This window comes from Collinsella sp. OF02-10 (assembly GCF_003463445.1).
Lineage (GTDB): Bacteria > Actinomycetota > Coriobacteriia > Coriobacteriales > Coriobacteriaceae > Collinsella.
Map to the genome: position 1 here is coordinate 20,831 of NZ_QSCW01000010.1, position 12,836 is coordinate 33,666.

10 protein-coding genes are annotated in these 12,836 nt (G+C 57.8%); 3 read left to right on the forward strand and 7 right to left on the reverse strand.

What is annotated here, in order from left to right; all coding sequences use genetic code 11:
• Positions 1-30: 30 nt before the first annotated feature.
• On the reverse strand, positions 31-249 hold the full coding sequence (locus DXA43_RS06215) for a hypothetical protein (RefSeq protein ID WP_022094153.1): 219 nt from the start codon (positions 247-249) through the stop codon (positions 31-33).
• Positions 250-270: 21 nt separating this feature from the next.
• Positions 271-3,468 carry a hypothetical protein gene (locus DXA43_RS06220; protein ID WP_117806583.1) on the reverse strand — a complete coding sequence of 1,066 codons (3,198 nt, stop codon included), beginning with the start codon at positions 3,466-3,468 and terminating at the stop codon, positions 271-273.
• A 198-nt stretch (positions 3,469-3,666) separates the two neighbouring features.
• Here DXA43_RS06220 and DXA43_RS06225 point away from each other — a divergent pair, with 198 nt between their 5' ends.
• A complete protein-coding gene (locus DXA43_RS06225; RefSeq protein ID WP_117647825.1) occupies positions 3,667-4,689 on the forward strand; it encodes a YafY family protein in 1,023 nt (340 codons plus the stop codon).
• A complete protein-coding gene (locus DXA43_RS06230) occupies positions 4,676-5,593 on the forward strand; it encodes a YafY family protein (RefSeq protein ID WP_117716220.1) in 918 nt (305 codons plus the stop codon). Before DXA43_RS06225 ends, DXA43_RS06230 begins: the two co-directional genes overlap by 14 nt.
• Here DXA43_RS06230 and DXA43_RS06235 read toward each other — a convergent pair.
• On the reverse strand, positions 5,590-8,484 hold the full coding sequence (locus DXA43_RS06235; protein WP_117806584.1) for a helicase C-terminal domain-containing protein: 2,895 nt from the start codon (positions 8,482-8,484) through the stop codon (positions 5,590-5,592). The genes DXA43_RS06230 and DXA43_RS06235 overlap by 4 nt on opposite strands.
• Positions 8,478-9,443 (reverse strand): D-alanine--D-alanine ligase, encoded by a 966-nt coding sequence (locus tag DXA43_RS06240; RefSeq protein WP_117806585.1) that lies wholly within the window; start codon positions 9,441-9,443, stop codon positions 8,478-8,480. The genes DXA43_RS06235 and DXA43_RS06240 overlap by 7 nt, the downstream gene beginning before the upstream one ends.
• 85 nt (positions 9,444-9,528) lie before the next feature.
• Here DXA43_RS06240 and rlmN point away from each other — a divergent pair, with 85 nt between their 5' ends.
• On the forward strand, positions 9,529-10,581 hold the full coding sequence (gene rlmN / locus DXA43_RS06245) for a 23S rRNA (adenine(2503)-C(2))-methyltransferase RlmN (RefSeq protein ID WP_117806586.1): 1,053 nt from the start codon (positions 9,529-9,531) through the stop codon (positions 10,579-10,581).
• Positions 10,582-10,779: 198 nt separating this feature from the next.
• Here the strand turns inward: rlmN and DXA43_RS06250 are convergent, their stop codons facing one another.
• Genes DXA43_RS06250 through DXA43_RS06260 form a run of 3 tightly spaced genes read right to left on the reverse strand, consistent with a single transcriptional unit; the run spans position 10,780 to position 12,722 of the window.
• Complete coding sequence (locus tag DXA43_RS06250) at positions 10,780-11,034, reverse strand: hypothetical protein (RefSeq protein WP_099432405.1); 255 nt, start codon at positions 11,032-11,034, stop codon at positions 10,780-10,782.
• Positions 11,024-11,878: a ParB/RepB/Spo0J family partition protein gene (locus DXA43_RS06255; RefSeq protein ID WP_117806612.1), complete on the reverse strand. Its 855-nt coding sequence runs from the start codon at positions 11,876-11,878 to the stop codon at positions 11,024-11,026. Before DXA43_RS06255 ends, DXA43_RS06250 begins: the two co-directional genes overlap by 11 nt.
• Before the next feature lie 43 nt (positions 11,879-11,921).
• Positions 11,922-12,722, reverse strand: coding sequence for a ParA family protein (locus DXA43_RS06260; protein ID WP_117806587.1), 801 nt, complete (start codon positions 12,720-12,722; stop codon positions 11,922-11,924).
• Positions 12,723-12,836: the final 114 nt, after the last annotated feature.

Genomic DNA, 12,836 nt, shown 5'->3' on the forward strand with positions numbered 1-12,836 from the left:
GCCCGCTTTCAATCATTTAAATCGCCGCATCTACTCTGCAGACGAAGATCCACCATCAACGATTGCTTGCTCGGACTCAGGAATCCCATCGGCACCCGTGCTCTGTTCTTGCTCCACCTCTTCGCTGATTGCGGAGGCGGGGGTCGAGCCCTTCGCGCCCACGATGTAGGCAGCTCCAAACCCTAACGCAATGGCAATCAAGGTCAAAATCACGTAGACAGGCCAATGGCGCTTAATATACGAAAACACGTTGACTCCTTAGAGCTCCGTCTACGAACGGCGGATAACCTCGGTCACGACCTCGGATACCGTGGCAATGTTCGTCGGGTTGACATTGTGGGGCAGGTCGTCCTCGGTACGAGCGCAAGCCAGACGCGTGCCGTCCACGCCGGCGATGGTGAGGGCTCGGCGACTCGCCTCGAGCGCGGCATAGGCATCGGTCTTGGCATAGGGCATCTCGAGCGCGCCACAATCGACATGGAACGACTTGCACACCTTGCTGACCAGGTTCATGATGCGGCGATCGCCCTTGAGCAGCTGCTGTTCGCCCTCAACCGTCACCACCGAAAGCCTACCGGCGCCGACGGATTCAAGATTGATGAAGAATACGCCGCGGAGCTTATCGCGATGCGAAGCCAAGAAGGCCTTCATACCGGCGCCATCACAATCCGAGGCGCCCGTTGCCACAAACCAGATATCGTGACCGAGCAGCTCATCGTCACCCATAGAGGCAACAGCCGAGAGCATATCTTCGGAAGAAGCGCCGTCGGAAGACGTAGCGCCGCCCTTCCAGCCATCGTTATCGTCCTCGAAATTATCCCACGAACCGATGCCGCGACCGGACTTCTTGGCATCGTAATCGTCTTCGACGCCCAGCCAGTCACTCATGCTGTCCTGTTCGTTTTTCTTTTTACGACCGAACAGGCCGCCCAGGCCGCGCTTGCGAGACTTGGGTGCCGCCGGGGCGGGAGCCGAAATGGTCTCGATCGGCTGTGCGCCCGACGCAACGGGCCTAGGAGGCGCAACGGGTGCCGATGTGGGTTCGGGACCCTGAGCGGTAGCAAAGGGGTCGTTGACCTGTGCGGAGGGGTCGGGAAGGTCGAACAGCGACGTGCGAGACGCAACGTTTGCCTGCTTCATCGACGGCAGCGACGGATCGGGGACCGAAGCTAGCGGAGACGAGGAAGGTGCAGGCGACGGAGCCGACGCCGGATCGGGAACATTCATCTGCGGACGTGGTGATGCCTGGGAGGAAATCTGGGCCATAAGGGAATCGATCGTTTCGTCCTGGGTGGGAGCAACATCGGCAACCGTGGCACCGGAACCACTCGGGGCCGGCATGGTGAAAATCTGCGTGGAGTAAGGCCTCGACTCATCTGTCTCGGGAGCCTCGGAAACCGCAGGCACTTCCTCCTGCTCGACCTCGGTCGAATCATCTTGCTCGGCTGCCGCGTATTGCTCTTCGTCACAGTTGGCCTCGACGGGCTCGTCCTCGGCGGCATCTTGGATTTCGGCAGCATCAATAGGCTCGTCATCGTCTGCCGCGTCGCCCTGCTCATCGGAAACAGGAAGGGGCTCGGCAATCGCGGTGCCTTGCTTTTCAAACGTTATCGTGGAATCGAACTGCGCGGCATCAAACGACATGGTGCTATCGACGTGCTGCTGAGCCTCGAAAGACGTCGTCGCCTCAACAACATCCGCGGACGCCGGTTGCTGGGACTCAAAGGACGTCGTAGCTTCGGCAGCGTCGACGGGCACGGACTGCATAGCCTCGTTCTGCTCGAACTCTTGCGCCGCGAGCTCACGTGCCGCCTCAGCTGCCTGCTGCTGAGCGATAGCTTCCTGCTCGGCAGCCTCGCGTGCGACAGCGCGCTTCTCTTCGAAATCGTCGACAAATTTCTTGCCCTTTGCAAGCGCGCCCTTAAAGAAGTTGGAAGCGCTGGCGCCAATCGAAGAGAACGCGGATGCAATATCGGCATGGGGCGTTGCCGCGGGAATCTCGGCCGAGAAATCAGTATCGCTCTCGTAAGACACGCGCCTCGGCTGTTCAACGTAATCGTCGTCAGACTCATCCGCAACGTCTTGCGCCGGCGCGGCGGGAGCCAAAATGTCCAGTCCTGCCGCGGGATCGATCGCGGACACCGCCTCGGGCTCGGCAACGGCAGCGGCAACCGCGGCAGACTCATCATCCACGGCGACAACGGGCGCAGATGCAGTCACGACGGGGGCAGGCTCGGGCTCAAACGTCGGCTCCTCGCCTTCCTCGTAATCGAGCGTGCAGGACTCGGGAAGCATTCCGAGCGCACGGATGGCATCCGAACCAAAGCGGATGTTGCCGGCGGCATTGCGATAGAGCCTGGGCTCGGGCTCGGCCGCGACAGGCTCCTCCGCCGGCTCGGCAGTGGGAACCTCGTCATTGAACTCTTCGGCCTGGACAGCCTGATTCTGATCCTCGGGCACGATGGCGCCAATCAGCGTCTCGTCGGCAGACGCACCCTCAAAGCCCTCGATCTGCTCGTCGAAAGCCTCGCCCTGTTCGGGCTCGGTCTGAGCGTCGGGAGCAATCGGCTGACCGAACTCGTCCTCGGCGTAGGTAGGCTCTTCATACTCGATGGTGTTGCCGTAGTCGTTTTGCTGTTGGGCCGCGGCATACTCCGCTGCTGCGCGCGCCATCTCCTCGGCACGACGCTTCTGCTCCCCAAAATAGGTATCGAACGGAACATCGTCGGGAAACTCGTTTTCGCCCTGGAAGGGAGCAACGTTGTCCATAACGCCGAGCATAGCGGCGACAGAAGACTTGTTGCACACTGCGCCGGACGTATAGGGAAGCACAAAACGGTTAGAAATGATGTTTGCCGCGTTGGCGAGCGCAACGAGGGAAGCGAGGATCGCGACAATCCACAGCAGAACCTTGAGCGCGCCGGGGAGCGGCAGGATACGCAAGATGGCAACGGCAGCAGGGGCAACCGTGGCAACGGGCAACAGCTTGGCGATGAGCGCACGATACGAAGCATAGGGCTCGCGGGCGAGCAGCTCAGCACGGGGAGAGTCGTAGTGTGCGACAACGACCACCGGGCGGTTGCGCGGAGACGCGAGCGGGCCCGAGGCCTTGTGGTAGGCGATGACATTTTGGCTCACGCCCGTCTTGCCCAGGCGCGAAACCACGGGATGGCCCGTGCGCTCGAGCACGTAAAGAACGGCACCGACAATGGCCAGCAAGGTGCCGACCAAGCCGATGCCGCCGCCGATGCCCATCAGCAGGGCGCCGGCAAACGCAAGAATGCCGGTAACGGCAAATGCCAACCTGCTGGGCGCCGGGGCATTGAACTCCTGAACCTCGGGATCAAAGCCGTGGTTGCGGAAGATCTGAGCGATATCCTCGGCAGCCAAGCGCTCTTCTTCGCTGCATGCCGGCGTGATGCCGGTGTTCTGCAGCAGGTGGTTAATATAGTTCTGGGTGTTCGCCATGTGCGCTCCACATCCATAATCCGACAAATAGGCCCAATGCATGCACATTAGAACCGTATATAGTCGAAAGTATACCCCGAGCGAGCGCAAACGACCGAATTCGGGCCATCTTAACGCCCCGAGCGGACAAGGATATAGCCTAATCTCCATATCGGACTAAAATCATGGCAGCAAACCACCTTCTCATGCGAGGACTCTATGACGGCAAGCGACGCGACCGCGACAATTAAAAAGGGGAATTCGGAGCCCAGTTTCGATAAAACGGCTCAGCGCATCCTCAATCTTTTCTTTGTGCTCAACAGCTCCCCCGAACCGCTGACGACCGAGCAGATCGTCTTGGATTCTGACCTGGGATATGGCTCGGGCAATATCGACTCGGATAAGCGCAAGTTTCGGCGCGATCGTGACAAACTGCTCGAACGCGGCATCTTAATCAAGGAGGTTCGCCCCGCCGGCGCGCAGGAGACCGAGGAAAGCTCATGGACAATCGACCGCGAGCACACGTTTGCGGCAGGCGGCCTCATCACCGCAGACGACGCCGATATCCTGCTCAACGCTATCGACCAGACAATAGCGGCCGGCTCATCCACTTTTGCCGCGCCGCTTGCCGATATTCGTTCCAAGATTGCCTACCTCACCGGCAGGACGACGGCGGACGAAGCACCGATCCGCCGCTCTCCCACCGTCGATGCGGTATGGAGCGCCTTTGCCGAGCGATGCGCACTGCGATTTTTATATCAGAACGGACGCGGTGAGCAGAAAGAGCGTACCGTCTGCGTCTACGGCATGTTCGAGCGCGAGGGCGTTGCGTACTTCTGCGGCCTCGACAATGCCACCGACGACATCAGGACATTCCGCTGCGACCGTATCGTTCGCGCTTGGCGTCCTTCGAAGGCCTACGCCATCCCTGCAGACTTCAATCTCAACGACTACCTGTTCTTTGAATTCGATTTTGCCGACCGCCCGCCCGTTGCGGCTACGTTCTCGTTCGCCCCGCAGACGCAGATCGATATGATCAACGGCCTCACGCGCGGGCGAGGTGAGCTCGCACACACCGATTCGGGATGGACTTGGACCGTTGACGTGCGCGATCTTGAAGCCGCCGCCTCATTTTGCATGGCCCACGCCATGGACGGCATGAGGCCCATGGCCCCCAAATCGCTCAAGCAGGCGTGGAACCACCTCATTGAAAGGACGGTGCACGAGCATGCCCGTGCGTAAACTCACCAGCGAGCAGAGGCTCTCGCGCGCCATCGACATCATGGAGGCCCTCTACGCCGCCGGCGAGAGCGGCATGACACGAACCGAGATTTGCAGTCGCTTTGACATCACGGGGGCGTCGCTCGACGAGATTCTCGAGATCGTCTCGACGCTCGCGGACCGAGAATCGGGTGCGCGTATCATCTGCGAATGCCACGGCGAGCGCGTGGTCCTCACCGGTGACGCCGGGCGTGTACTACCGCTGCGCCTGAGTGCCGCCGAGGGCGCTGTGCTCAACCACGAACTTGAATCGTTGGGGATCGAGCCCCAGGCGGCGGCTCGAATTCGACATGCTCTTCTACCCGAAGAGCTCGGCTATAACCAGCACGTCTTTGACACCGTCAACCACGGGTCGCACTGGCAGCAGCTGAGCTGCGCCATTCAGGACGGCGTTCGCTGTCGTATCTCGTATCGCTCGATGGACGATGCGCGGCCACGCGAGCGTCTGGTCGACCCCTTGCGCATTACAGCAAACGGCGACCAAACATATCTGATTGCCTGGGACATCGCGGTCGATGAGCAGCGCACCTATCGCATGGATAAAATCGAGGGACTCGCCTTGACGGAAGACTCCGTCGTGCCTCACGCACCGGACGTTGCATCCCTCCACGATTCCCTTGCCCGGACGCAGCGTAGCGCAAAGCTCTTGATGCCATTCGATATGGCGGAGCATCTGGACTGGGCCGGCATCACCCTAATCGAACGCAGCGGGACAGACATGGCAACGGTAACCGTACATTACGGCTCCGAGCGTTGGCTGCTGAGCCAGATAATCGCAGCGGGCGGAGCCATCCGCATCTTGGATGACCCCGCCCTGTCAAAGCGTCTGTGCGATATGGCAAAAACCCTCGTCTGTCCGCTTTAGCGCCGCCGCTCGTGGCGTGCACGCCACAGCTGTAGATAGTGCCCGATCTGCGCCGATTCGATGCGCTGGTAGGAGCTCGTGGGCAGCGACGTTAAGAACTTCTTGCCATAGCCCTTCGTCACCAGGCGAGGATCCGCCAAGATCAGCACGCCGCTATCGGTCGACGAGCGAATCAAACGCCCCGCGGCCTGCTTAACCTCGAGCACCGCCTCGGGCAGCGAATAGCGCGCCCATGCGCGGTCTTCGCGCAGGTTGCGCTCGCACGAGAGCGGGTCCGTGGGGCTCGAGAACGGCAACTTGGGAATGATGACGCAGCGCAGCGTCTCGCCGCTGGCATCAAACCCCTCCCAGAAGGCCTTGAGCGCAAAAAGCGACGAGGTCGGTTCGTTGATAAACCGGTCGCGCAGGCGACGAGGAGATGAGTTGCGCTGCTGGCAGTTGAGTTCCAGACCCGCCCGGGCCATCTTGGGCTCAACGCGGGCGTACAGGTCTTCCATGTCGCGCCGATTGGTGAACAACGTGAGCACCGATCCACCCATGGCAAGATGGGCGTCGACCAGTACGCGCTCGAGCGCCGTAAGATAGCTCTCACGATCGCGCGGATCGGGGATATCGCCCGCAACGACTACAGCCATGTTCGAATCGAAGTCGTAGCTCGAATCCAAGTGCAGCGATGACGACGTTGAAGCACCGATGCGATCAAGGCCGACCGCATGGTTAAAGTGCTCAAAGCTTTTGGACACCGTCATGGTCGCCGAGGCAAAGATAGCCGTGTGAACCTCGGGCAGCCACTCGGTTGCCAAGGCCTCGCCAATGTCGATGCGCTCTGCGGTCATTGACTCTCCGCCGGCACGCAGCCTGCGATTGACCTGCAGCGAATACACGTAGTGTTCATCGGTACCATCAATGATGAGTTTTAGGTTCTCGGCCAGCTCGTGCAGGCGGCGCGAGATATCACCCAGGTCGACAACAACCTCTGGCTTGTCGGCGGCGACGGCTTGCACCAGCGCGTCGACGCTCTTGTCAGCTTGTTCCAATGCGTCGATGCCAGTGTAGGCCGACTGTAAGAAATCATGCCAGTCGTCAGATTCGCGCAGCTCGGGGCCAATCCATAGATTGGCATTGTCATAACCCCCACGCGCACGGCGGCCGAGCTCGCGAACGCCATCGAACACGCCGGCGATCGCCATGCTCGCGCGCGCAACCGTCGACGTCGCCTTGGCAGTAAGGCCCAGATAGAGCGTAGAGCCCTCGGAGGTTGCCAAATCACGGGAAACCTGGCTTAGCGCGCCGGTGCTCGAGCCACCCAGACGCTCAAACAGAACGCGCGATTCGTCCGCCGACACCACACGCGCCCACTGACGGCGCGCCTCGCGCTCGATGGAATGGGCCTCGTCGATTACCCAATGACGAATCGGAGGCAAAATCCTGCCCTCGGCCGCGACGTTGCGGAACAGCAGGGAATGGTTGGTGACCACCACATCGGCATGCGCCGCACGACGGCGAGCGCCGTGGACCAAACATTTATCAGGGAAAAACGGGCAGAGGCGACGAGCACACTCGCGCGAGGCCGTCGTAAAGTCGGGACGGTTGACGCTGCGCCACCGAATGCCGAGCGAGTCGAGGTCGCCATCGGCTGATTGGCAGACGTACGCCATAATGACCGCGACCGCCGTGAGCGTGTCCGCCGGATCGCGCTTGGTGGTAATCTCGACCTGGCCGCGGCTCATGCGCTCGAGCTTGCGCAGGCACGGATAGTGGTCATACCCCTTGAGAGCGCAAAATGACAGACCACCGTCCAGTTGCTCGGCAAGTTTTGGCAGCTCATGGTACATGAGCTGGTCGGCAAGATTGTTCGATTTGGTCGCAATACCTACCGTGATGTTGTTACGGCGTGCTGCCTCGGCAAAAGGCACCAGATAGGCCATCGATTTGCCGACGCCTGTGCCTGCCTCAATTACTCGATGAGTGCCCGTGACCAGCGCATCGCGGACCTCGAGTGCCATCGCGATCTGCTCATCACGCGGCTCGTAGGTGGGATACATGCGATTGACCAGGCCACCTGGCGCATAGTCTGCCTCGATCTCCTCACGACTCGGCATCTTGAGAACCGGCAGCTCATCGGCGTCCACCCGATCGTCGGCGCGATCGGCCTTGAGAACGTCAGCACGAGCGGCGCTGAGAGAGAAGATAGAACCAGGGTTCTGCCTTGCCAAGAATGAGAAGATAGGACGATAGGACCAAGGCACGTCCGGATGCATGTCGGCTAGGCGCGCCATGAGGCCCTGGGGCAAGTCGGTGAGCGCCACGAGCAACACGCGCCATACGCCACACAGGGCGTCGACGTCGGCATTGGCACGGTGTGATACCGAGTCGCAGCCAAACAGATCGGCCATAAAAGACAGCTTGTGCGAGGCCAGGCGCGGAAGCGCGATGCGCGACAGCGCCAGCGAATCGATCCAAATATCGCTCACGTTGACGCCGCCTTTGACCGACTCGATAAACGAGCGGTCGAACGTGGCGTTGTGTGCGATCACCGGGCAGCCACCGACAAAATCGGCGAGAGCGGCGACGGCCTCAACCGCCGACGGGGCATCTGCAACATCGGCATTTGTAATGCTCGTGAGCTCGGTAATCTCGGCGGGAATCAGCTGCCTGGGATGCACGAAGGTATCGAAGCGGTCGATGACCTCGCGGCCCGAAAGACGGGCCGCCGAGATCTCGATCAGCTCGTTGTCCTGCACCGAAAGACCCGTGGTCTCGGTATCGAGGATAATCACATCTTCCTCGATAAGGCCGAAGGACTGCGTTTTGGCGCGGTCGGCAAGCGTGGCATAGGAGTCGATGACAAACTGCGGCGTTCCTGACGAAACCGCGTCCTCGATTAGCATGCAATGCCCGCTCGACGAAGGCCCATACGGATCAGGCTGTCACAGACCTGCGGGAACGTCATGTCGTCGGTGTGGCGGATCTCATCCGGATACAGCGACGTATCGGTCATGCCGGGAATGGTATTGGTCTCGAGGATAACGGGGCCGTCCTCGCTCACAATAAAGTCGCTGCGCGAGATACCCAGGCAACCGAGGGCCTTGTGAGCGGCACAGGCAAGTTCCTGAGCGCGAGCGTAATTCTCGGTTGAAATCTGCGCCGGAATGCGATGGATATCCGTAGGGTCGACATACTTCACGTCCAGATCGTAGAACTCGCAGTCCTCGGGCTTACGAATCTCGACAATCGGCAGGGCGCGCACGTCATCTTCGCCGTATACGCCGACGGTGATCTCGGTACCCTCGATGCACTTCTCGACCAGCACTTTGTCGCCGTACTCAAACGCCTTGGCGATTGCCGCGGGCAGCTCGGAGGGCTCATGGACCAGGGAAATGCCATAGCTGGAACCGTTGACGGCCGGCTTCACAAAGCAACGCTCGCCACAAACCTCGACGATATGATCGATATCGACTTCATCGCCCACCTCGAGCGCAAGGCCGGGGGCAATGGGAATGCCCGCCTTGGCGTATAGGAGCTTAGAGACCTCCTTGTCGGCACCGCAGGCGCTGGCAAGTACGCCCGAGGCCGTGTAGGGGATACCCAGGGTCTCCATGGCACCCTGCATGGCGCCATCCTCACCGCCGGCGCCGTGCATGGCGATAAATGCCACATCGAATCCGCCGTTCGCCATGGTTACCATAAAGTCATCAGCGGCCGTGTCAAGCAGCTCCACCGAGGTGTAGCCGGCTTCCTTCAGTGCCACCACAACGTTCTTTCCCGAATCGAGCGAAATCTCGCGCTCGGCGGAATGACCGCCCGCCAAGACCGCTACGTGCATGTTCTCTAGGCTTTTACCCGGCATGGGCAGACTCCTCCTCTATAATTTCTGCAGCTGATACCATATTGTAGCGATACCCTCTACGTTTCCCCAAAATCGAAAGGCTTCCATGAATCCCAGGACTAAATCTCAGGACATTCGCGACTTGAGCCAAAACGATATTCGCGAGCTCGTGGCCGAACTTGGCCAGCCCGCCTTCCGCGCGAAGCAGCTCATCGAATGGGTCTTTGAGAAGAACGTTTGTTCGTTTGACGATATGACCAACCTTCCCAAGGCTTTCCGTGAGCAGCTTAAAGAGGCTTTTGCCTTTGATACGCCGACTGAAATCACCAAGCAGGTTTCCAAAGATGGCTCGCGCAAGTATCTGCTCGAGTACCACGATGGCATTTCCGTCGAGACTGTCGGCATGCCCCGCCGTAACAAACTTTCCGTCTGCGTTTCCACCCAGGCAGGCTGCGGCATGGGCTGTGCCTTTTGCGCTACCGGTCTCAACGGCCTCAAGCGCTCTCTGACCGCTCAAGAGATCGTCGACCAGGTGCTTCATGTATCCAACGACTTTGGCGAGCGTGCCACAAGCGTTGTCTTCATGGGCCAGGGCGAGCCGTTTGCCAACTACGACGAGGTTCTCAAGGCACTGCGTATCCTCAACGACCCCGATGGCATCGGTATCGGCGCTCGTCACCTCACCGTCTCTACCAGCGGCGTTATTCCCGGTATTCGCAAATTTGCCGATATCCCCGAGCAGTTCACGCTTGCCGTTTCCCTGCATTCCGCCATCCAGTCGACGCGCAATAAGCTCATGCCCGGTGTTAAGAAATACACGCTGCTTCGCCTTCACGAAGCGCTTCAGCTCTACACCGAGAAGACTGGCCGCCGCCCGACCTATGAGTATGCCATGATCGAAGGCGTCAACGATACGAATCCCGAGATGCAGGCGCTCTGCGACTTCTGCGAGGGAACGCTGTGCCACGTTAACCTGATTCAGCTTAACGACATCGAGGGCAGCCCGCTCAAGCCGTCGCCGATTCATAAGGTTGAGGATCTTCAGCGTCGTCTTGAGTCCCGTGGCATCGAGACCACGATTCGTAACTCCCGTGGTAACGATATTGACGCCGCTTGCGGACAGCTGAAACAGCGCTTCAAAGTTCAGAAGAACGCATAGGGGAGTCGCACTCCAAAACGTTTCATGTGAAACATCGAACGGCCCCGGTTGCAGGATATGCAACCGGGGCCGTTTCATTTATTGACCTCAATTTTGGACCAGCTGCTACCTTTCCCATTTTTTACGGACAAAATAAGGGGCCCATGTCTCATGAATCAGACAAGGGCCCTCAAAATATGCAGGGTAATTGTTAGGTACCTAATAGCCTACATTTTCCCATTGGTTGCTAACCCAACCTTGATTAATCTTAGGATTTTTCGTTACCTGAGCAGTTCGCATGGCAACATCTTCTGTCATAACATCCATTTTCTTCTTGGATGTATCAACGATATCTTGCGCGCCACGAAGCAAACGGCCTCGAAGTTCATCGTCTGTCGCGATCTTATAACCAGCAAAGGCACCAGCCGCGACAGTCGTCGCCAACGCAATCGCAGTAAAAATCTTATTCCTCATCTTGGCCTCCTTGATCAAACTGAATCATTTCACCAAGAATACGAGAGAGCTCTTCCTCGTCTTTAAACTCAATCTCAATCTTATTCTTTCCACGCGAGCTCTTCACACGCACGTTGGTATTAAATACCTGACGAAGTACACGCGCAGCCTTTTTAAAAGACTGAGGCGTTGCAGGCCGCGGCGTCTTAGGTGTCTCTCCGGCAGAAAACAACGGAGCAAGATTTTCTGTCGCTCTGACGGAAAGACCCTCTGCAACAACCTTCTCTGCAAGACGAATTCGAGCATCTACATAGGGAACTGCAAGAATCGCACGTGCATGACCAGCAGTAAGTCTACCCTCAAAAATCATCTGCTGAACTACTTCGGGGAGATCGAGAAGGCGCAGCGAGTTTGTAATTGCAGAGCGTGACTTGCTTACGGCCTTCGACAATGCCTCCTGGGTCATACCGCTAGCATCGATGAGCTGGCGATAGCCCTTAGCCTCTTCGACGGGATTCAGATCAGAACGCTGAAGGTTTTCGATAAGAGCAAGAGCCAGCATCTCTTCATCATTAACATCTTTAATGATGACAGGCAGTTCCTCAAGACCAGCAAGCTTTGACGCCTGGTAACGACGCTCACCAGCGATGATCTCATAACCGTTTCCATGCTTGCGAACCAAGAGCGGCTGCAAAACGCCATGTTCTTGGATTGACTCGCTCAACTCGCGAAGTTCAGTTTCATTAAAATGAATTCGCGGTTGATTAGGGTTGGGAACGATATCCTCAATAGGTAGTTTTGTTACAGATGCGGCATTTGAAGCAGATACAGCAGATCCACCGGTCTCATACTCGGCCTCTGAGATCAAAGCATTGAGTCCACGTCCCAAACCGCCACGTTTCTTTACACTAGGCACGCTTGATCACCTCTTTTGCAAGGTTCATATACGCTTTTGCACCCTTATTTTGAGGTGCATAGGTAATTACCGGTTCTCCAAAAGACGGAGCTTCGGAGATTTTAACCGTACGGGGGATTAGCGTCTTAAATGCCTTATCACCAAAGTACGATTGAACCTCCTCAACAACCTGATTCGATAGAGAAGTACGCGAGTCATACATGGTCATAAGCACACCATAGGTGTCTAAGCCCTTGTTCAGACGTGATTTGACCATCTTCATTGACTCTAGCAGCTTCGTAACGCCCTCGAGTGCGTAGTACTCGCACTGGATCGGAATCAAAACGCTGTCTGCTGCGGTCAAGGCATTGATAGTAAGCAGGCCGAGCGAAGGAGGACAGTCAATGAAAATAAAATCGAACTCGTCCTGAATCGGCTCAAGCAAATCATTGAGGCGGGTTTCACGAGCAATTGCGCTTACGAGCTCAATTTCGGCACCTGCAAGCTGAATCGTAGCTGGAATTACGAATACCTTTTTGCAATTTGTATCAAGAACAAGCGATTCTGCCGGCACATCATTCAACAATGCATCATAGATGCAGCGATCAAGGTCTTCTTTTTCAATTCCAAATCCACTGGTGCTGTTTCCCTGCGGATCAAAATCGACAATCAGTGTCTTACGACCCTGCTCACCCAGTGCTGCTGCAAGGTTCACAGCCGTCGTTGACTTACCGACGCCGCCTTTTTGATTGATGATTGCAATGATACGCGTGTCTTTTGCGCTCTTAGAACGCTTAACGTCGCGAAATCCCACGGTCCCTCCTGGTGTGTATTAAAGCTGTCAAACGGAGGATGTTTCACGTGAAACATTCCGATTCGATATCAACCGCCATGTTTCACGTGAAACACTGCAAGTTGTTAGTATCCA